Origin of the sequence: Luteimonas campi (assembly GCF_051162505.1) — a bacterium.
Classification (GTDB): Bacteria; Pseudomonadota; Gammaproteobacteria; order Xanthomonadales; family Xanthomonadaceae; genus Luteimonas.
Genome location: NZ_JBNWEM010000005.1, coordinates 131,298 through 151,319 on the forward strand (window position 1 = coordinate 131,298; position 20,022 = coordinate 151,319).

General features: G+C 71.2%; 15 protein-coding genes and 6 pseudogenes. 15 read left to right on the forward strand and 6 right to left on the reverse strand.

Annotated features, from left to right (window positions below):
- From yoaA to lepB, 5 genes are all read left to right on the forward strand, one after another.
- Positions 1-2,091 (forward strand): DNA repair helicase YoaA, encoded by a 2,091-nt coding sequence (gene yoaA / locus ACQYVW_RS14615; protein ID WP_434947497.1) that lies wholly within the window; start codon positions 1-3, stop codon positions 2,089-2,091.
- A 65-nt stretch (positions 2,092-2,156) separates the two neighbouring features.
- Complete coding sequence (locus ACQYVW_RS14620) at positions 2,157-3,233, forward strand: alpha/beta hydrolase (RefSeq protein ID WP_434947498.1); 1,077 nt, start codon at positions 2,157-2,159, stop codon at positions 3,231-3,233.
- 28 nt (positions 3,234-3,261) lie between these two features.
- Entirely contained in the window at positions 3,262-3,801 is a 540-nt protein-coding gene (locus ACQYVW_RS14625) for a hypothetical protein (protein WP_434947499.1), read from the forward strand.
- A gap of 67 nt (positions 3,802-3,868) precedes the next feature.
- Entirely contained in the window at positions 3,869-4,564 is a 696-nt protein-coding gene (gene tsaB, locus ACQYVW_RS14630) for a tRNA (adenosine(37)-N6)-threonylcarbamoyltransferase complex dimerization subunit type 1 TsaB (protein WP_434947500.1), read from the forward strand.
- A gap of 61 nt (positions 4,565-4,625) precedes the next feature.
- A complete protein-coding gene (gene lepB, locus ACQYVW_RS14635) occupies positions 4,626-5,255 on the forward strand; it encodes a signal peptidase I (RefSeq protein WP_434947501.1) in 630 nt (209 codons plus the stop codon).
- A 111-nt stretch (positions 5,256-5,366) separates the two neighbouring features.
- Here the strand turns inward: lepB and ACQYVW_RS14640 are convergent, their stop codons facing one another.
- Together ACQYVW_RS14640 and gshB are read right to left on the reverse strand one after the other, a co-directional pair.
- Positions 5,367-6,245 (reverse strand): energy transducer TonB, encoded by an 879-nt coding sequence (locus tag ACQYVW_RS14640; protein WP_434947502.1) that lies wholly within the window; start codon positions 6,243-6,245, stop codon positions 5,367-5,369.
- 15 nt (positions 6,246-6,260) lie between these two features.
- Positions 6,261-7,202, reverse strand: coding sequence for a glutathione synthase (gene gshB / locus ACQYVW_RS14645; protein ID WP_434947503.1), 942 nt, complete (start codon positions 7,200-7,202; stop codon positions 6,261-6,263).
- 185 nt (positions 7,203-7,387) lie between these two features.
- Between gshB and pilG the strand changes: the two genes are divergently transcribed.
- From pilG to ACQYVW_RS17320, 5 genes and pseudogenes are all read left to right on the forward strand, one after another.
- On the forward strand, positions 7,388-7,789 hold the full coding sequence (gene pilG / locus ACQYVW_RS14650) for a twitching motility response regulator PilG (protein WP_280942833.1): 402 nt from the start codon (positions 7,388-7,390) through the stop codon (positions 7,787-7,789).
- Positions 7,790-7,803: 14 nt separating this feature from the next.
- On the forward strand, positions 7,804-8,175 hold the full coding sequence (locus ACQYVW_RS14655; RefSeq protein ID WP_434947504.1) for a response regulator: 372 nt from the start codon (positions 7,804-7,806) through the stop codon (positions 8,173-8,175).
- Positions 8,172-8,711, forward strand: a complete 540-nt coding sequence (locus ACQYVW_RS14660; RefSeq protein WP_434947505.1) for a chemotaxis protein CheW — start codon at positions 8,172-8,174, stop codon at positions 8,709-8,711. The genes ACQYVW_RS14655 and ACQYVW_RS14660 overlap by 4 nt, the downstream gene beginning before the upstream one ends.
- A gap of 44 nt (positions 8,712-8,755) precedes the next feature.
- Entirely contained in the window at positions 8,756-10,777 is a 2,022-nt protein-coding gene (locus ACQYVW_RS14665) for a methyl-accepting chemotaxis protein (RefSeq protein WP_434947506.1), read from the forward strand.
- 295 nt (positions 10,778-11,072) lie between these two features.
- Positions 11,073-13,025, forward strand: a pseudogene (locus tag ACQYVW_RS17320) (FimL-related protein); the annotation flags it as partial.
- A gap of 763 nt (positions 13,026-13,788) precedes the next feature.
- Here ACQYVW_RS17320 and ACQYVW_RS17325 read toward each other — a convergent pair.
- Complete coding sequence (locus ACQYVW_RS17325) at positions 13,789-13,980, reverse strand: pentapeptide repeat-containing protein (RefSeq protein ID WP_492012003.1); 192 nt, start codon at positions 13,978-13,980, stop codon at positions 13,789-13,791.
- On the opposite strand from ACQYVW_RS17325, the pseudogene ACQYVW_RS17330 reads away from it, so the two are divergent.
- Positions 13,905-14,069, forward strand: a pseudogene (locus ACQYVW_RS17330) (hypothetical protein); the annotation flags it as partial. The gene ACQYVW_RS17325 and the pseudogene ACQYVW_RS17330 overlap by 76 nt on opposite strands.
- Here ACQYVW_RS17330 and ACQYVW_RS17335 read toward each other — a convergent pair.
- Positions 14,056-14,298: pseudogene (locus ACQYVW_RS17335) on the reverse strand (pentapeptide repeat-containing protein); the annotation flags it as partial. The pseudogenes ACQYVW_RS17330 and ACQYVW_RS17335 overlap by 14 nt on opposite strands.
- Here ACQYVW_RS17335 and ACQYVW_RS17340 point away from each other — a divergent pair.
- Positions 14,268-14,435, forward strand: a pseudogene (locus ACQYVW_RS17340) (hypothetical protein); the annotation flags it as partial. The pseudogenes ACQYVW_RS17335 and ACQYVW_RS17340 sit on opposite strands and share 31 nt — an antisense overlap.
- Here the strand turns inward: ACQYVW_RS17340 and ACQYVW_RS17345 are convergent.
- A pseudogene (locus tag ACQYVW_RS17345) lies at positions 14,371-14,559 on the reverse strand (hypothetical protein); the annotation flags it as partial. The pseudogenes ACQYVW_RS17340 and ACQYVW_RS17345 overlap by 65 nt on opposite strands.
- A gap of 131 nt (positions 14,560-14,690) precedes the next feature.
- Here ACQYVW_RS17345 and ACQYVW_RS14680 point away from each other — a divergent pair.
- The 3 genes and pseudogenes from ACQYVW_RS14680 to ACQYVW_RS14690 all read left to right on the forward strand — a co-directional run.
- Positions 14,691-16,979, forward strand: a pseudogene (locus ACQYVW_RS14680) (response regulator); the annotation flags it as partial.
- On the forward strand, positions 16,966-18,690 hold the full coding sequence (locus tag ACQYVW_RS14685; protein WP_434947507.1) for a chemotaxis protein CheB: 1,725 nt from the start codon (positions 16,966-16,968) through the stop codon (positions 18,688-18,690). The pseudogene ACQYVW_RS14680 and the gene ACQYVW_RS14685, both read left to right, overlap by 14 nt.
- Complete coding sequence (locus ACQYVW_RS14690; protein ID WP_434933730.1) at positions 18,690-19,154, forward strand: chemotaxis protein CheW; 465 nt, start codon at positions 18,690-18,692, stop codon at positions 19,152-19,154. Before ACQYVW_RS14685 ends, ACQYVW_RS14690 begins: the two co-directional genes overlap by 1 nt.
- A 2-nt stretch (positions 19,155-19,156) precedes the next feature.
- Here ACQYVW_RS14690 and ACQYVW_RS14695 read toward each other — a convergent pair whose 3' ends face one another.
- Positions 19,157-19,909 (reverse strand): 16S rRNA (uracil(1498)-N(3))-methyltransferase, encoded by a 753-nt coding sequence (locus tag ACQYVW_RS14695; RefSeq protein ID WP_434947508.1) that lies wholly within the window; start codon positions 19,907-19,909, stop codon positions 19,157-19,159.
- Positions 19,910-20,022 lie beyond the last annotated feature (113 nt).

The following is a 20,022-nucleotide window of genomic DNA, read 5'->3' on the forward strand; positions in this document are numbered from 1 at the left end:
ATGGTGGCGACGCAGGACGCGGTGCAGGCAAGCCCCCTGGCCAAGCGCAGCACCGCCGCGCTGGCCGAAGGCGGGCTGCTGGCTCAGCAGATCCCTGCTTTCGTCGCACGCGAGGCGCAGCAGCGCCTGGCCGCGGCCGTGTCGCAGGCGCTCGACCAGGGCGGCACCCTGCTGGCCGAGGCGGGCACCGGCACCGGCAAGACCTTCGCCTACCTGGTGCCGCTGCTGCTGTCGGGACAGAAGGCGATCGTGTCCACCGGCACCCGCGCGCTGCAGGACCAGCTCTACCATCGCGACCTGCCGCGCGTGCGCGACGCGCTCGGTACCGGCCTGAAGACCGCCCTGCTCAAGGGGCGCGCCAACTACCTGTGCCGCTACCGGCTGGAACAGGCCAAGGGCGAGCCGCGCTTCAGCACGCGCGAGCAGATCGGCCAGTTCCAGCGCATCGTCGCCTGGAGCGGCCGCACGCGGATGGGCGACCTCGCCGAACTCGAGGCGCTGCCCGAGGATTCGCCGCTGCAGCCGATGGTCACCTCGACCGCCGACAACTGCCTGGGCAGCGAATGCCCGATGTGGAACGACTGCTTCGTGGTGCAGGCGCGCCAGCGCGCGCAGTCGGCCGACCTGGTGGTGGTCAACCACCACCTGCTGCTGGCCGACCTGGCGCTCAAGCAGGAGGGCTTCGGCGAGATCCTGCCCGGCGCGCAGGCTTTCGTGGTGGACGAGGCGCACCAGCTGCCGGAACTGGCCGCGCAGTGCTTCGGCGAAAGCCTGTCGGCGCGGCCGCTGGTGGAACTGGCGCGCGACGCGCTGGCCGAGTGCAAGGACCAGCCTGGCGCGCTGGCCGTGCTGCAGCAGCCGGTGCGCGAACTGGAGCACGCCACGCGCGCACTGCGCGCCACGATGGAAGGCCTGCCCAGCCGCGGCACCCGCGACCGCGCGATGCACTGGCCGGCGTTCGAAAGCGGCCTGGACGCGGTGTCGGCCGCGGTGGTGGCACTGCGCGACGCGCTCGGGCCGCTGCGCGAATCCTCTCCGGGATTCGATGCCTGCCACGCGCGTGCCCAGGAGAATGCGTCGCGGCTGGCGCGCTGGGCAGGCGCGCGCGGGCGCGAGGCCGAAGGACGCGGGCAGGCACAGGCAGCGCAGGCGGTTGCCGCGGATGCGGCTGCTGCGGATGCATCAGGCGGAAAGATCCGTCCCGAGCCGGCGCTGCCGGGCCGGGGCAGCGATGACGACGTGCGCTGGTACGAACTCTCGCCGCGCGGCTTCCGCCTGCAGCGCACGCCGCTGGACGTTTCCGGGCCGCTGCGCACGCATCGCGAACAGTCGCGCGCGGCCTGGGTGTTCACCTCGGCCACGCTGGCGGTGGACGGCAGCTTCGACCACCTGTCCGCACGCCTGGGCCTGGACGCGCCCGAGACCCTGCTGGTGCCCAGCCCCTTCGACTGGCCGGCGCAGGCGCTGTGCTACCTGCCCACGCGCATGCCGCAGCCGGCCGACCGCGACTACACCTGGGCGGTCGTGGACGCGATCCGCCCGGTGCTACAGGCCTCCGGCGGCCGCGCCTTCGTGCTGTTCGCCTCGCACCGCGCGCTGCGCGAGGCGGCCGGACTGCTGCGCGAGGAGGGCGACTGGCCGCTGTTCTTGCAGGGCGAGGCGCCGCGGCATGTGCTGCTGCAGCGTTTCCGCGAGTCGGGCAATGGCGTGCTGCTGGGCGCGGCCAGCTTCCGCGAGGGCGTGGACGTGGCCGGGGAGGCGCTGAGCGTGGTGGTGATCGACAAGCTGCCGTTCGCCGCGCCGGACGATCCGGTGTTCGAGGCGCGGCTGCAGGCGGTCCGCCGCGCCGGGGGCAACCCGTTCCGCGACGAGCAGCTGCCGCAGGCGGTGATCGCGCTCAAGCAGGGCGTCGGCCGCCTGATCCGGACCGAACGCGATCGCGGCGTGCTGGTGCTGTGCGACCCGCGCCTGACGCAGAAGTCCTACGGCGACACCTTCCTCGACTCGCTGCCGCCCTTCGCCACCACCCGCGACGTCGCCGCCGTGGAGGCGTTCTTCGGCACCGGCACGCGCGCCAAGGGTCAGCCCTAGCTGGCCGGCCGCGGCGGCATCGCGCACGCTGGGCGCAGGATCCCCGTCTGCCGCCGGAGCGCCGCATGAGTCCCACCCTTGGCCCGGTTTCCACCCAGCTCGAACTGCCGCCGCCCAATGCCTGTCCGGCCGGCCTGCCGCCTTCGGGCAGCGCACGCGAGAACGCGCAGTGGTGGGCAGATCTCTCGCCCCAGGAGCAGGCGAACCACCTGTCCACCCATGGCGCGCTGATCGGCAACCTCGACGGGCTGCCCTCCGAGGTGCGGCACGAGGCCAACCTGGCCGCGCTGCGGCAGGACGCCGCCGCGGGCCAGGACCGCCAGGCCTCGCAGGCGCTGCTCGACCGGATCGAGGCCTCGCAGGCCGGGCCGGCCAGCGACCGCCTGCTGCTGCTCGGCTTCCAGCCCGCCGCCGACGGCGCCGACGCGCAGGCGATCGTGGCGATCAGCAACCCCGACACCGCGGACAACGTGGCCATCTTCGTGCCGGGCACCACCTCGGACGTGGCCAGCCTGGGCGGCAACATCGACCGCATGGCCGACCTGCAGGCCCAGGCCGAGACGATCCCGGGCTCGGGCGAAACCTCCACCATCGTCTGGCTCGGCTACGACGCGCCGGACGACATCTTTCCCGACGCCCTCGGCGCCGGCTATGCGAAGGACGGCGCCGGCGACCTGCGCGACTTCACCTTCGGCCTGCGCGAGTCCCACCAGGGACCCGACGCGCGCGTGACCGTGATCGGCCATTCCTATGGCTCCACCGTGGTCGGCACCGCCGACGCCATGGCCGGCGACGGCCTGGCGGTGGACGACATCATCGCCATGGGCAGCCCGGGCATGGGCTACGAAGCCTCTGAACGGCAGGGCTGGTTCGACAGCCCGCTGGTCGACGACACCAGCGACATGCACATCGACGCCGACCACTTCTGGGCCGGTGCCGCCAGCGACGACGTGGTCAGCTACACCGAGGTGCATGGCAACAGCCCGGTGGACTGGAGCTTCGGTGGCCAGCGCATCACCACCGACGGCGCGTCCGGGCACAGCGACTACTGGAACCCGGGCATCGAGTCGCTGCGCAACCAGGCCTACATCCTGACCGGCAACTACGACCAGGTGGACACGGTCGGCCGCCGTTTCGGCTGATCCCGCGCAGGGCGCTATGCTGGCGCGCATGGAGACCCGACCCGATCGCGGCGCACGTCGTCTCCCCGTCGCGGGCGCGCTGGCGTGCCTGCTGCTTGCCGGTTGCGCCGGCGCCAAGGACACCGAACCCATGCAGCACAAGACGCCGCAACAGGCGGCCGCCGAATTACTGCCGCAGGTCGAGCAGGTGCTGGCCGGCCTCTCGATCCAGCGCGAGTCGCTCGAGGTGCGCGCCAACCGCTGCGAGGGCCAGCGCGGCGAGACTCGCGACGACCTGTTCTACGTCTGGGTGGGGCTGCGCGGCCTGGCGCCCGGCAACGACATCGCCCGCCAGATCGAGGCCGCGCACGCGCGCTGGCAGGCCGAGGGCTGGGAGATCACGCGCTTCCGTCACCTCGACAGCGGCGGCGTCAACCTGACCGCGACCGACCCCGCCAGCGGCAACACCTACACCCTGGATTCGGGATTCAAGCCCGCGCCCGAGGCGTACCTGGCCGCGTTCTTCAATACTCCCTGCTTCCAGTCGCCGGAGGGCAGGGTGCACTTCGGCGAATTGCCGGCGCCCTGAGCGGGCTTGTGCAACGGGCGGTGCCGGAGACTTCGTACCGGCGCCGCCGCGCCGCTACCATGGCCGGATGAGACTGCTCGCGTTCGAGACCGCCACCGAAGCCTGTTCCGTCGCCGTGTACGTGGAGGGCGAGGTGCGGGAGCGCTTCGAGATCGCGCCGCGCCGCCACGCCGATCTGGCCCTGCCCTGGGCCGAGGCGCTGCTGGGCGAGGCGGGCGTGGCGAAGTCGCAACTCGATGCGATCGCGGTCGGGCGCGGGCCGGGGGCGTTCACCGGCGTCCGGCTGGCTGTGGCGCTGGCCCAGGGGATCGCACTGGCGCTGGACCGCCCGGTGCTGCCGGTGTCGACCCTGGCGGCGCTGGCGATGGGCGCGACCGGTGCGCGGGTGATGGCGGCCATCGACGCGCGCATGGGCGAGGTGTACCTGGGCAGCTTCGAGCGCCGCGGCGACGCGCTGCAACCGCTCGCCGAGGAAGTGGTCGTGAATCCGGCACTGGCCGTGCTGCCGCAGGGGACGGGCTGGCGGGGCGTCGGCACCGGTTTCGATGCGGCAGGCGGCGCCTTGCGCGATCGCCTGGGCGGCGTGCTGGCTGGCGTCGACGCCGCCGCGCTGCCGCGGGCGGCCGATGTGGCGCGGCTGGCGGCGGCGGCGTTCGCCCGCGGCGAAGGCATCGCGCCCGAGCGGCTGGAGCCTGCCTACCTGCGCGACAACGTGGCCCTGACCACGCGCGAACAGCAGGCCCTGCGCGACGCCCGCCGCTGACGTCCGGGAACTGCGGGCGGCGCGACGGGTCTGGGAAGTCGGACCAGAGCAGGACGACGCCATGCAACCACCCACCCACGCCGACGACCGCAGCGGCAGGCTGCGCCACTGGGTGCGGCGCGAATTGCCGCCGCTGGCCCTGACCATCGCGCTGCTCGTCCTGGCACGCTCGTCGTTCGCCAACCACTACCAGGTCCCGAGCGGCTCGATGCTGCCCGCGCTCGTTCCGGGCGACCGCGTGGTGGTGGACATGAGCGCCTATGGCCTGCGGGTGCCGTTCACCGGCATCGCGCTGTCCGAACGCGGCCGTCCCGAGCCCGGTGACGTGGTGGTGTTCAAGTCGCCCGTGGACGGCACCCGCCTGATCAAGCGGGTCGCCGCGGTCGGCGGGCAGACCGTCGCCCTGGCGGACGGACGCCTGTGGATCGACGGGCGGCCGCTGGCCGAGGCGGCGGACGCCACGGTGGAGCGCATCGGCGAGCGCCGGGTAGGGCTCGATCTGGCCGACGGCGGCGGACCGGATATCGCGCCGCTGACCATTCCCGAAGGCATGGTGCTGGTACTGGGCGACCATCGCGGCGCCAGCGCCGATGGCCGCTACTTCGGCCTCGTGCCGGAGCAGGCGTTCTACGGCAAGGCACTGGGGGTGTACTGGCGCCGCGGCCAGGGCCCGGTCTGGCGCCGGCTGTAGTCGGCACCACGGTTCGCCGCCGTCGCGGGGCGACGCCTGACCGGGCAGCGGCACCGGATTCCCGCACGAAGGCCGTCGCTCATCGCGGCTGCGATGGAATCGCGCGTGTGCTCAGTCGTCCACCAGGCTGCCGCCCGGCAGGAACTGCCAGGTCCGGGTGACGTGGAGGATGTCGATCTCCTCCTCGGTGCGCGGCAGCGGTGGATAGGGCTCGGCCAGCTTGGCGATGCGCAGCGCCGCGTCGTCCAGCAGCCTGGTGCCGCTGGAACGCAGGATGTCGGCGCGTTCGACCGAGCCATCGCGCCGGATCGCCACGCTGATCACCAGTTCGCCCGACAGCTGCCGACGGCGCGCCTCGTCGGGATAGTTGAGGTTGCCCACGCGTTCCACGCGGTCCACCCAGTCGCGAAGGTAGCCGGCGTAGGCCCATTCCTGGGTGCTGGCGGACACGAACTTGCGCTTGGGACGCTTGGCGTAACGCTCCGAGCGCAGGTGGATCTCCGCGGCCAAGCGCGCCATGGCCAGGTCGCGCTCGACCTTTTCCGGCCCCCGCGGCTGGGCGCTGTCCTCGGCCTGGGGGCGCGCGTCCGCGGTCGGGGCCGCCGCCTGGCCGCGCTGGCTGGCGACCGCGCGCGCCTGCGGTGGCGGCTGTGCCGACGGCGACTGCGCGCGCATCTCCACCGGCGCCACGCCCGATTCGGCCTGCGCCACCAGGCCGGCCTGGTCGTCGCGCGGTCGCGTGCTGCGCTCGTGTTCGCCACCCCCCTGGTTGCTGGCCTGGGCGAGGAAGTCGGCCTGGGCCTGGGTCAGCGGGCTGGTGGTCTCGGTGATGATCACGTCCAGTGTCGGCAGCACCGGCGCGGCATCGTCCAGCGTGAAACCCACGCCCAGCACCAGCATCCCGTGCAGCAGCAGCGACAGCACCAGCGTCGCGCTCAGTCGCTCGCGTTCGCCGATCACCGGCGGCGGGGGCAGGGCGAGGGCCGACATGCAGGGACGCCGGTCCTAGCCGCGCTCGATCGCGTCGAACAGCATCCCCGCGATGTTCAGCCCGAACTGCGCGTCCAGTTCGCGGATGCAGGTGGGGCTGGTGACGTTGACTTCGGTCAGCCAGTCGCCGATCACGTCCAGGCCGACGAATCGCATGCCGCGACGCTTCAGCTCGGGCCCGACCTGGGCGGCGATCCAGCGGTCGCGCTCGCCCAGCGGGCGTCCCTCGCCACGGCCACCGGCCGCCAGGTTGCCGCGGAACTCGTCGCCCTGCGGGATGCGCGCCAGGCAGTAGTCGACCGGCTCGCCGTCCACCAGCAGGATGCGCTTGTCGCCATCCACGATCTCCGGGAGATAGCGCTGCGCCATCGCCAGGTGGCGGCCGCCCTGGGTGAGGGTTTCCAGGATCACGTTGAGGTTGGCATCGCCGGCGCGCGCGCGGAAGATCGAGCGGCCGCCCATGCCGTCCAGCGGCTTGAGCACCGCGTCGCCGTGTTCGGCCACGAACGCCTTGAGCGCGACGGCCTCGCGGCTGACCACGGTGGGCGGGCAGCACTGCGGAAACTCCAGCGCGGCGAGCTTCTCGTTCATGTCGCGCAGGCCGCGCGGATCATTCACCACGCGCGCGCCCTGGCGCTGCGCCATGGACAGGATCTGGGTGTCGTGGATGAAGTCCGCGTCCACCGGCGGGTCCTTGCGCATCAGCACGAGGTCGCCCGGCCTCAGCGCACGATGTGATGGCGATCCCAGTTCGAACCAGCCGCTGCGATCGTCGCGCACGCGCAGCGGCGCCAGCCGCGCATGCGCCTCCCCATGGACCATGCCAAGGCTGCCCGGCTGCACGTACAGCAGCGAATGGCCGCGGCGCTGCGCCTCCAGCAGCATCGCGAAAGTCGAATCCTTTGCGATGTTGATGGACCCGATCGGATCCATCACCACCACGACGTTCAGCTGCATATGACCCACCAGTGGCAGTTTCTGACAAATGTTAGCAGTCGCCGCGAGAGCCCGTTTCGCCCGTGCCTGCGCCGACTTGCGCAATCTTCTTCATCGACGCTTGACAGTCCCGCGCGAGGCTGGAATATACGGCGATCGCGGCAGTGCGGGCAGTGGCCCGGCATTGTGCGCCGGGGGAAGGACGCATGACGGAACACGAAAGCCGCGCCGGCAGCCTCGAAGGCCTGCGGGTGATGGTCATCGACGACTCGAAGACGATCCGGCGGACCGCCGAGACGCTGCTCAAGCGCGAAGGCGCCGACGTGGTGACGGCCGTCGACGGTTTCGAAGCGCTGGCCAAGATCGCCGACCAGAAGCCGCAGATCATCTTCGTCGACATCATGATGCCGCGCCTGGACGGGTACCAGACCTGCGCGCTGATCAAGAACAACCAGCTGTTCAAGAACACGCCGGTGATCATGCTGTCCTCCAAGGACGGCCTGTTCGACAAGGCGCGCGGCCGCATCGTCGGCTCCGAGCAGTACGTCACCAAGCCATTCACGCGCGAGGAACTCCTCGACGCGATCCGTACCCATGTCAAGGCGTGAAAGGGGGAACCGCCGTGGCCCGAATCCTGTTGATCGAAGACTCGCCGACCGATACCGCGGTGCTCACCCAGCTGCTTGAGCGCAACGGTCACGAGGTCCTGGCCGCGTCCAGCGCCGAGGACGGCATCGAGACCTGCAAGCGCGAACAGCCCGACCTGGTGCTGATGGACGTGGTGCTGCCGGGCATGAACGGCTTCCAGGCCACGCGCGCGCTGGGTCGCGACGGCGGCACCAGCGAGATCCCGGTGCTGATCGTGAGCACCAAGGGCATGGAAACCGACCAGGCCTGGGGGATGCGCCAGGGCGCCAAGGGCTACCTGGTCAAGCCGGTGAAGGAAGACGTGCTGATCAGCGAGGTCAACCGGCTGCTGGGGGCAGCGGGATGAATTCGCATCGCGACCCGTTCGCGATGCTGCTCGACTACGAGCAGCGCAGCCTGGCGCACGTCGCGGGCCTGCCGGAACAGTTCGACGCGCCGGGCCTGTGGCGCGGCGTCGGCTACCGGATCGGCGAGCGCCGGCTGGCGTCGGCCTTCGACGAAGTGCTCGAGATCCTGCCATTGCCGCAGGTCACGCCGGTGCCGGGGGCGCAGGCGTGGATGCTCGGGGTCGGCAACGTGCGCGGCAACCTCCTGCCCATCGTCGACCTGCGCCAGTTCCTCGAGGGCGAGCGCACGGTACTGCATGAGGCGCAGCGCGTGCTGATCGTGCGCCAGCCCGACGGCAACGTCGCGGTCACCATCGACGAGCTGTACGGCCAGCGCAGCTTCCACGACGAGCAGCAGGTGGACGCCGAACCCGTCGCGCAGGGCCGCTACGTGCACTTCATCGAGCGCGCGTACCGCCAGGCGGACCAGGAGTGGGGCGTGTTCAGCCTGGCCAGGCTGGCGCGCACGCCGGAATTTAGACAAGCGGCGGCCTGACGGTCGCGTCCGCAGGACAGAAGCAGGGGCAGGGGTAAGGGACCATGAGCACAGTAGTCGATACGGTCGCCGGCAAGGGGCGCGGGCTGGGAAGCAACTTCTGGATCGCGGCGCTGGTCGCCACGCTCGTGATCTTCGGCGCCAATACCGGTTACGCCGGCTGGAAGGCGGCGCGGCTGGGCGGCGCGAGTACCGCGGCCTCGAGCCTGCAGGTGAATTCGCAGCGCCTGGCCAACCAGGGCCGGGAAGCGGTGGCCGGCGACGCGGCCGCCTTCGCGGCGTTCAAGGAGACCAAGGCGCTGATCGACCGCGACGTCGAGCAGCTCAACGCCAACTTCGGCACCACCACGGGCGTGGCCGGGCCGATCCAGACCGTGACCGCGACCTGGACGCCGCTGGCGGCCAGTGCCGAGCAGGTGGCGGCCAGCGAGCAGGCGGTGAGCGGTTTCGCCGCCAACGCGCAGCGCTTCAGCCAGGCGGTGCCGCAGTTGCAGGCGCAGCTGGACGAACTGGTGCGCGCGATGTCCTCGAGCGGTTCGCCCGCCTCGCAGGTCTACATCGCCCTGCGCCAGAACGTGCTGGCCGGCAACATGGCGCGCCGCGTGGCCGAGATCCAGGCCGGCGGCAGCGGCGCCTCGATCGCGGGCGACGCGCTGGCGCGCGACGTGGGCGTGTTCGAGCAGGTGCTCGAAGGCCTGCGCGCCGGCGACCAGACGATGAACGTGCAGGCGCTGAGCAACGGCGGCGCCGTGGCCGCATTGAACCAGGCGGTCGAGCGCTGGACCGCGATGAAGCAGGACCTGGACGCGATCATCGCCAGCGCTCCGGCGCTGTTCCAGGCCCAGGCCGCTTCGGCCGCGCTCACCGGCGGCTCGGACAAGCTGCTGTCCGACAGCCAGGACCTGTTCTCCGCGTTCACCGCGTTCGGCTCGCTCAACGACAAGAGCGTGCTGGGCAACGTCTGGATCAGCATCATCTCCGGCCTGCTCGCCATCGTCGCGCTGGGCGGCCTGCTCTGGTCGCTGAACCGCGCCCAGCGCAAGCGCTACGAAGACACGATGGAGCTCAACAACCGCAACCAGGAGGCGATCATGCGCCTGCTGGATGAAATCGGCGCGCTGGCCGAAAACGACCTGACGGTCAAGGCCACCGTCACCGAGGACATGACCGGCGCCATCGCCGACTCGATCAACTTCGCGGTAGAAAACCTCCGCGACCTGGTAGGCACCATCAACGACACCTCGGCGCAGGTGGCATCGAGCGCGCAGGAGACGCAGGCCACCGCCATGCACCTGGCCGAGGCCGCCGAGCACCAGGCCCAGGAGATCAACTCCGCGTCCAGCCGCATCACCGAGATCGCATCGAGCATTGACCAGGTGTCGCGCAACTCGGCCGAATCGGCCGACGTGGCGCAGCGCTCGGTGCAGATCGCGACCAAGGGCGCGGGCGTGGTGCGCGAGACGATCGCCGGCATGGACTCGATCCGCGACCAGATCCAGGAGACGTCCAAGCGCATCAAGCGCCTGGGCGAGAGCTCCCAGGAAATCGGCTCGATCGTGGAACTGATCAACGACATCTCCGAGCAGACCAACATCCTGGCGCTGAACGCGGCCATCCAGGCGGCGTCCGCCGGCGAGGCGGGCCGCGGCTTCGCGGTGGTGGCCGACGAAGTGCAGCGACTGGCCGAACGCGCATCCAACGCGACCAAGCGCATCGAGACCCTGGTGCAGACGATTCAGTCCGACACCAACGAAGCGGTCAGCTCGATGGAGCAGACGACCTCCGAAGTGGTCGCGGGCGCACGCCTGGCCGAGGACGCCGGTACCGCACTGGGCGAGATCGAGAACGTGTCGAGCAACCTCGCCGGCCTGATTCTCGGGATCTCCACTGCGGCCAAGCAGCAGTCCGCCGCGGCGACCAACATCACCGAGACCATGAACACGATCCAGTCGATCACCGCGCAGACCTCGCAGGGCGCGAACCAGACGGCGCAGTCGATCGGCAACCTCGCGCAGCTGGCCGCCAACCTGCGTCGCTCGGTGGCCGACTTCAAGCTGCCGGCCTGAGCACGGAGCCAGGACACGGGATGAACGCGACGACGACCGGTCGCAGGCCGCTGCACGACAGCAGGCGCGGAGACAGCCGATGACTGCCCTGCGCGAGGCCCTCGAACACACTGCGCTGGGCTGGATCAAGCCGGAGCTCGACGAAACCCTGCGCCTGGCCAAGGCCGAGCTGGAGGACTACGTCGAGGACCCGGCCGATGTCGGCCGCATGCGGCTGTGCGCCGGCTACCTGCACCAGGTGCAGGGCACGCTGCGCATGGTCGAGCTGTACGCACCGGCGATGGTCGCCGAGGAAATGGAGCAGGTCGCGCTTGCGCTGCACGCGGGCTCCGTGGGCGACCGCGATGCCGCCTGCGCCGCGCTGCTGCGCGGCATCGTGCTGCTGCCCGACTACCTCGAACGCCTGCAGGGCGGGCATCGCGACATCCCGATCGTGCTGCTGCCGCTGCTCAACGAACTGCGGGCGTCGCGGGGCGAGAGCCTGCTCAGCGAGAGCGTGCTGTTCTCGCCGGACCTGGAGCGTCCACTGCCGGGCGATATCGCCAGCGGGCGATCCGCGTCCAACGACGATATCCCGCCGCTGCTCGAAGCGCTGCAGCGTGCCATCGGCCAGTGGCAGGAACACGCGACGGCCGATGCGCTGTCGGCGCTGGTGCCCGCGCTCGACGCGCTGCTGGGCCACGTGCGCCAGGTGCCCGTGCAGCGCATGCTGTGGGTGGCGTCGCGCGTGGCGCGCGCGCTGGCCGACGGGGCGTTGCCGCCATCTTCGGCGCTGCGCAAGGTCTTTGCCGGCGTGGAACGCGAAACGCGCCGCGCGCTGCTCGACAACGACGGCTACGCCGAGGCCAGCGGCGAAGCCGCGCAGGAGCCGACGCGTCAGCTGCTTTACCACGTCGCCCATCATCCCGAGGACGGCCACCCTGCGTTGCGCGAGCTGCGCGAGCTGTTCGAACTCGAGGCGGCACTGCCCACCCAGTCCGAGCTCGAACACGCGCAGGGCAGCATCAGCGGACGCAACCGGGCCCTGCTCGACACCGTGTCGGCCGCGGTGAAGGACGACCTGCTGCACGTCAAGGACGCGCTCGACCTGCACCTGCGCACCGGCTCCGACGATCTCGCCGCGCTGCAGCCGCACGCCGAGACGCTGGGGCGGGTCGCGGACACGCTCGGCATGCTCGGCCTCGGGGCGGCGCGCAAGGTGGTGCAGCAGCAGCGCGACGCGATGCAGGCCATCCTCGACGGCGCGATGGCCGCGAACGAGGATGCGCTGCTGGACGTCGCCGGTGCGCTGCTCTACGTCGATGCCACGCTCGACGACCAGGTGGCGCGTCTGGGCGCGGCGGAATCGGCCACGACCGGTGCGAGCGGCGACCTGTTCGCCGGCGAGGCCCGCCAGGTGGTCGACACCATCGTGCGCGAGGCGATCGCCAACTTCGTGCAGGCGCGCCAGGCGCTGGTGGCTTTCGTCGAAACCAGCTGGCAGCACGAACAGCTGACCGACGTGCCGCGCCTGCTCGACGAGGTGGCCGGCGCGCTGCGCATGATGGAACTTGGGCAGCCGGCCGACTATCTGGTCGCCGTCAGTCGCTACACCGAACGCGAGCTGATCGCGCGCCAGCGCGTACCCAACGGCCGTCAGCTGGATACGCTGGCCGATGCGCTGGCCAGCCTGGAGTACTACCTCGAGGCGCTGCGCGAACAGCGCGGCAACCGCGACGAGATCCTGGACATCGCCCGGGGCAGCCTGGAAGCGCTGGGCTACTGGCCGCTGCCGGAACCGATGCCGGCAGCGATCGAGGCGTCGCCCGAGCCGGTGGTGCCGCCGGTCGCCGAGACCCAGATCGACGCAGGCGTGTCGCCGGCCCAGGTCGAGACTCCTGTCGCGGCCGCGGCGGGCGAGGCCGCCGCACCGGTGCAGGAGGCGGCGGAGCAGCAGGAGCAGACGATCGTCGGCGGGTTCGAGACCGTGGGCGAGGAGATCGACGAAGAGATCCGCGAGGTGTTCCTCGAGGAATTCGCCGAGGAGATCGACAATCTCGATTCGCTGCTGCCGCAGTGGCGAGCGGCGCCCGAGAACATGGAGCGGCTGCGTCCCATCCGGCGCGTGTTTCACACCCTCAAGGGCAGTGGACGGCTGGTTGGCGCGCGCGCTCTCGGCGAGTTCAGCTGGAAAGTCGAGAACATGCTCAACCGCGTGCTCGACCGGTCGCGTCCGCCCAGCGCGGCGGTGATCGCGATGGTCGACCGCGCCTTCTATACCCTGCCGGAACTGCAGGCGGCGCTGCGACGCGAGCGCAGCCTCACCACCGATCTGGGGCCGTTGCAGGACGCCGCCGACCGGATCGCGGCCGGCGAGGAGACCATGCCGCCCGAGGCGGCCCGTGCCTCCATTGTCGTTCCGGACGCGCAGACGCATGTCGCCGAGCCCGTACGCGATGTTGTCGAGGCGCCGCTGGAACCCGCACCGGAATCCGCGCCCGAGCCCGGACCGGCCCCGGCGCCCGCGCATGAGCCGGTGCCTGCCAGCATCGATGCGCTGCTGCTCGAGATCCTCGACGCCGAAGTGCAGGGCCACCTGCAGACGGTCGATGCCTGGGTTGCGCAGGCGCGCGCCGGCGAGACCAGCGGCAGCGATGCCCTGCTGCGCGCACTGCACACCATGAATGGTGCGTTCGCGATGACCGAGGTGCCGGTCATCAACAGCGTGCTGGGCCCGGCCGAGCATTACGCAAGGCGCCTGCTGGCATCGCGCGCCGCCGCCGTGCCCGAGGGCGTCGATGCGATTGCCGAGCTGTCCACCACGGTGCGGGCGACGGTCGAGATCCTGAAGGGACCCGCGCCCGCCCTGCTGCCCCTGGACGGGTTGTCCGCGCAGCTGATTGCGCTGCGCGACAGCCTGCCTGAAGCCTCCAGCGGCCTGGCTGCCCTGGTCGACGCGCAGGCCATGGAGGAGGTCGAGGACGCCGAGGCGCCGGTACTCACCACCGAGGATCTGAGCGCGTACGGCGCCTTCATCCAGGAAGGTAGGCAGATCGGACCGGCGCCCACTGGCGTGGCCCCGGAGGACGGTACGGACCTCGCGCGTGGCGATGCGGGGATGGGGCCCAACGAAGCGGATCTCGAAGCCGAACGCCTCGAAGCCGAACGCCTCGAAGCCGAACGCCTCGAAGCCGAGCGCCTCGAAGCCGAGCGCCTCGAAGCAGAGCGCCTCGAAGCAGAGCGCCTCGAAGCAGAGCGCCTCGAAGCAGAGCGCCTCGAAGCAGAGCGCCTCGAAGCAGAGCGCCTCGAAGCAGAGCGCCTCGAAGCAGAGCGTCTCGAAGTTGAGCGTCTCGAAGTTGAGCGTCTCGATGCAGAGGGCCTCGAAACGGAGCGCCTCGAAGCCGAACGCCTGGAAGCCGAACGTCTCGAAGCCGAGCGCCTCGAAGCCGAGCGCCTCGAAGCCGAACGCCTCGAAGCCGAACGCCTCGAAGTCGAACGCCTCGAAGCCGAACGCCTCGAAACCGAACGTCTCGAAGCCGAACGTCTCGAAGCCGAACGTCTCGAAGCCGAGCGCCTCGAAGCCGAGCGCCTCGAAGCCGAACGCCTCGAAGTCGAACGCCTCGAAGCCGAACGTCTCGAAGCCGAACGTCTCGAAGCCGAACGCCTCGAAGCCGAGCAACTTGAAGCGGAGCAGCTCGAAGCCGAAGGTGCCGAGCCGCCAGCCGAACCCGAAGCAGTCGAGGGGATCGCCACGGAGTTCGCCGAGTCCGCCGCGGACACGGCGCAACACGACCAGTCCGCAGCCGAGTCGGCGCGTCCCGCCGCGCTTCCCGGCGTCGATGCGGCCGTCGCGGCGCTCCTCGCGCGCGTGCTGGCCAGTGAGGACCCGGACGAACCTTTCGATACCTCCAGGCTCGACATCGAGCTGCTCGACATCTTCTTGGAAGAAAGCGGCGACCTGCTCGACCATTCCGATACGGCGCTCACCCAGCTGCGCGAATCGCCCGATGCCCGGGAGCCCCTGATCGCGCTGCAGCGCGACCTGCACACGCTCAAGGGCGGCGCCCGCATGGCGGGGGTGTTCACCATCGGCGAGCTGGGCCACGCCATGGAATCGATGCTGGAGGCGGTGGTCGAACAGCGCTGCGAGCTCGACCGCACCGGCATCGGCCTGCTGGAAGGCGGCTTCGACCGGCTGCACGCGATGGTTACCCGGGTGGCCGAGCGGCGCGCCATCGCGATGCCGCAGCCGCTGATCGACGCCTTCAACGCGCTCGCGCGTGGCCGCCCCCTGGTGGCCGAGGAAGATCCGTCCTCGACCGCGTCGGCTGCGGCGCCGAAGCCGGAGCTCGCACCGCTGTCCACGCCGATCGCGGACATCGGCACCGACGACGACATGGCGATCCGCGCGCCGCAGGAACAGGTACGCATTCGTGCCGACTTGCTCGATCGCCTGGTCAACTACGCCGGCGAGGTGGCGATCTACCGTGCGCGCCTGGAGCAGCAGCTCGGTGCGTTCCGCGCGGCGATGAACGAGATGGAGCAGACCAATACGCGTCTGCGCGACCAGCTGCGCCGCCTCGACATCGAGACCGAAGCGCAGATCATCGCCCGCTACCAGCGCGAGAGCGACGCGCGCGACCTGACCTTCGATCCGCTCGAACTCGACCGCTTCTCGAACCTGCAGCAGCTTTCGCGCGCGCTGGGCGAGTCCGCGGCCGACATGGCCAGCCTGCAGCAGACCCTCGACGAACTGACCCGCCAGTACGAGACCCTGCTGCTGCAGCAGTCTCGCGTCAGCTCCGACCTGCAGGAAGGCCTCATGCGCACGCGCATGGTGCCGTTCGATGCGCTGGTCCCGCGTCTGCGCCGCGTATTGCGCCAGGCCGCTTCCGAAACCGGCAAGCAGGTGCAACTGCGGCTCGACGGCTCGCAGGGCGAGCTCGATCGCAACGTGCTCGAGCGCATGACCGCGCCGCTGGAACACATGTTGCGCAACGCGGTGGCCCACGGCATCGAAACCCCGGCGCAGCGCCAGGGCGCAGGCAAGCCCGAGGAGGGCACGGTGCGTATCGCCGTGCGCCGCGAAGGTTCGGAAGTCGTGCTGGAGATCGGCGACGACGGTTCGGGCCTGGACCGCGAGGCGATCCGCCGCCGTGCCGAGGACCGGGGCCTGGTGCGTCCCGGCGCGACGCTCAGCGACGGCGACCTGGATGCGCTGATCTTCGAGCCGGGCTTCTCCACCGCAGACGAGGTGAGCCGCCTCGCCGGCCGCGGCGTGGGCATGGATGTGGTCGCCAGCGAGGTCCGCCAGCTCGGCGGGTCGCTCGACATCGCCACCCGCCGCGGCCAGGGCACCAGCTTCACCCTGCGCCTGCCGCAGACACTGGCCGTCACCCAGGCGGTGTTCGTGCGCATCGGCGAAACCCAGTTCGCGGTGCCGATCGCTTCGGTCCGCGGCGTGGGCCGCATCGAACGCGGGCTGCTGGCCTCGGGCGAGGCCGCCTATCCCTACGGTGGCGAGGAGTACGCGCTGCACGACCTCGGTCAGCTCGTGGGCCATGCGCCGGCGCGTGCCGAAGGCCTGCTGCAGATGCCGCTGCTGCTGGTCCGTTCGGGCGAACTGCGCGCCGCGGTGGCGGTGGACGAGATCATCGGCAGCCGCGAGATCGTGGTGAAGCCGGTCGGCCCGCAGGTCGCCTCGATCCCGGGCATCTTCGGCGCCACGATCATGGGCGACGGCAGCGTGGTCGTGATCCTGGACGTCGCGCCGCTGGCCCGCCGTCACGCCGTGCTGCCGCGCGAGGCGACGCCCGAACCGCTGCAGGTGGAGCGTCGCCGGGTGCCGCTGGTGATGGTGGTCGACGACTCGGTGACGATGCGCAAGGTCACCGGCCGCGTGCTGGAGCGCCACAACTTCGAGGTGCTGACCGCGAAGGACGGCCTCGACGCGCTGGAGCGGATGGACGAACGCGTGCCCGATCTGATGCTGCTGGACATCGAGATGCCGCGCATGGACGGCTACGAGCTGGCCAAGCACATGAAGGCCGATCCGCGCCTGCGCGACGTGCTGATCATGATGATCACCTCGCGTACCGGCGAGAAGCATCGCCAGCGCGCCTTCGACCTGGGCGTGGATCGCTACCTCGGCAAGCCGTACCAGGAGCCGGAGCTGATGCGCAACGTGAACGAGCTGCTGAAGGTCTCGCATGGCCGCGAGTGAGGCAGCGCCGCGCGTCGCGCTGCTCGCCCGCGCGGGCGAAGCCTGCGAGCGCATCGCCGACGCGTTGCGCGAGGCCGGCGCGGAGGTGGTGCTGGTGGCCGATCCGATGCAGGCCGAGCCGCAGCAGGTCCGTCAGGCGCAGCCGCAGGCGGTGCTGGTGGCGCTGGAGCCGGCGATCGAGGATGCGATCGAACGCTTCGAGGACGTGCTCGCGGACCCGGCCTACATGGTCATCTTCGAGGAGGCCGAACAGGCTGCGCAGCGGACCGGCTGGGATGCGGCGCGCTGGATGCGCCACCTGTCGGCCAAGCTGCACCGGCACCACGACGTGCTGCCCGCGGGCGCGGGAGCCGGCGACGAACTCGAGCTGACCGCCGAGCCGATGCGCGCGCCCCTGGCGCTCATGGATTTCGACGATGCCATCGTCTCGCTCAGGGACGAGGCCCAGGGTCGCGCCGACGCCGTGCCGCAAGACGGGCTCGAAGGTCTGCTGGCCTCGCCCGACGTGGAAGATCCGGTCGCGGCTGGCGCGGACTGGCTGCAGGAACAGGCATTGCCCGCGTTCGACCCATCGCCATCCGTGCCGCACGCGGGCGATCCGGGCGCGCCTGAGTCCGGCCTTGAAGGCGTCGAGGGCACGGGCCCGAACGAGAGCCAGGAGGTTCCCTCCGGCATGGCGGTGGACTGGCAGGCCGACGCCGCCGGTTCCAGCCCCGGCTCGGGCGACGACATCGAACCCGAACAGGCGTTCAGCACATTCACCCTGTCGCTCGACGACGGCCAGGCGGGGGAGCTGGAGGAATTGTCGTTCGACCCCGAACGCTTCAGCCGCGCCCACCAGGCGGAAGATGCGCCGGCCGGCATCGAGGAATTCCTGGCCGCGCAGGCGGCCGCCGCCAAGCCGGGTCACGACGCACCGGGCGACTCCGCCGAGCCGTTGATCGACAGCGCAGCCCCGCCGCCGAGCCAGACGCGCGACGATGAGGCCGGCGGCGCGCCGGCGCGGCTGGATTTCTCTGCGCTGAGCCTGGTGGACGACGACCATCTGCCCGTGGCGCCCGTCGCGGCGGCCAAGGTCGCCCCGTCCTTCGACCTGGACGCGCTGGGCGCCGGTCTGTCGCTGGTGGATCCGGACAGCTATGGCAACGGCAAGACGCCGGGTCTGGTGTTGATCGAGGCCGGGCTGGGCGGGCCGGATGCGGTGCGCCAGTTGCTGGCCGCGCTGCCGGCCGGCTTCCCCAGGGCCATCCTCATCCGCCTGCAGCTGGAGGGCGGCCGCTACGACCGACTGGTCAAGCAGATGACGCGCGCGACCTCGGTACCGGTGAGCGTGGCCGAGGCCGGGGAGCAGGCTGCCGCGGGCAGCATCCACTTCGTGCCGCCGGGGCTGGGTCTCCGCGCTGCGAGCTCGGGCTGGGTCTTCGATGCCGCCGAGCCGCTGGATCCTGCCGGACTGCCTGCCGACGACAGCGCCGTGCTGTTCCTCAGCGGTGCGGATACCGCGCTGGTGCCGTCGCTGGCCGGCGGAGGCTGGGGTGGCCTGGTCCTGGGCCAGACCCCTGACGAAGGGTGCTACGACCCCGCTGCCGCGCGGGCGGCCATCGAGGCCGGGGCCGCGCATGGCAGTCCCTCCGAACTGGCGGCCGCGCTGCTGGCCCGCTGGCCGGCGCCCGTCGGACGCCCACCCACCGATCCGAACGGGATGCCGTGATGAATATCGCCCCTTCCGACATCCGCGCCGTGCTGATCCAGACCGAAGCCGCGCGCCTGCTGCTGCCCAACGCGACCATTTCCGAGGTGCTGTCCTACGCCGAACCCGACCCGGTCGACGATGCGCCCGACTGGCTGCTGGGCACGATCCGCTGGCGCGGCTGGCGGCTGCCGCTGGTCGCCTTCGCCCCGTTCAGCGGGCACGGGCCGGAGCGGGGCGGGCTGGGCCACAAGGTGATCGTGCTCAAGACCCTGGGCGGGCAGCCGACGATGCCGTACTTCGCCCTGCTCACGCGCGGCTTCCCGCGCCTGGTGACGGTGTCGCGCGACCGGCTGTCCGAGGACGAGGAGCGCGGCCCGCTGGCGCCGGGCGTCCTGGCGCAGGTGCGCTTCAACGATGAGGCCGCGCTGGTTCCCGACATCGACGGCATCGAACTGGCCCTGCGCGGCGCCATGGCCGCCTGAGATCAGCCGCGCAGGTCGCCGTACAGCGACTGCAGCGCAGCGATCGCCGCCAGGCCGGCGGTTTCGGTCCGCAGGATCCGCGGGCCCAGCCGCAACCCTTCGAATCCGGCCGCGCGCAGGTGTTCGCGGTCGCGTGGCGCCCAGCCGCCTTCCGGCCCGATCGCGAGCGCGATGGCAGCCGGCGCCGCGCCGCTGGACGCGCCAGTCAGCGTCGACAGCGCATGCGCGCCCTGGGGATCCAGGGTGAGCCGCAGGTCCGCGTCCGGCGCCACGTCGCCGATGCCGGCGATGTCGACCGGATCGTCCAGTTGCGGCAGCCGGGCGCGGCCGCACTGGCCACAGGCCGACGAAACCACGCCGCGCCAGTGCGCGACGCGCTTGGCCAGGCGCGCGCCTTCCAGCAGCACTTCGGTGCGTTCGGCGTCCACCGGTACGATCCGAGCCACGCCCAGCTCGGTGGCCTTCTGCAGGATCAGGTCCATCTTCTCGCCGCGGGCGATCCCCTGCAGCAGGGTGATGCGCATCGGCGACTCGTTCTCCACGGCGCGCAGCCCGAGCACCTCCACTTCGCCGCCGAGCTTGTCCAGCGACGCGATGCGCGCGTCATAGTCGTGGCCGTCGCCGTTGAACAGCACGCAGGCATCGCCCAGGCGCAGGCGCAGCACGCGCAGCAGATGGCTGGCCGCTTCCTCGGGCAGGCGCAGGCGTGCACCGGGGGCGAGAGCGAGATCGACGTGGGTGCGGGTCAGGCGCATGTGCGTGGTCGTGGTCGGAGGTGGCGGAAGGAAGCCTGGTCGCCCGCGCGAGGTCGGGCGGGGACGGGCGCCGTGGGACGCCGCGGAACGCATGCCCGACCCGTCGCCGTCCA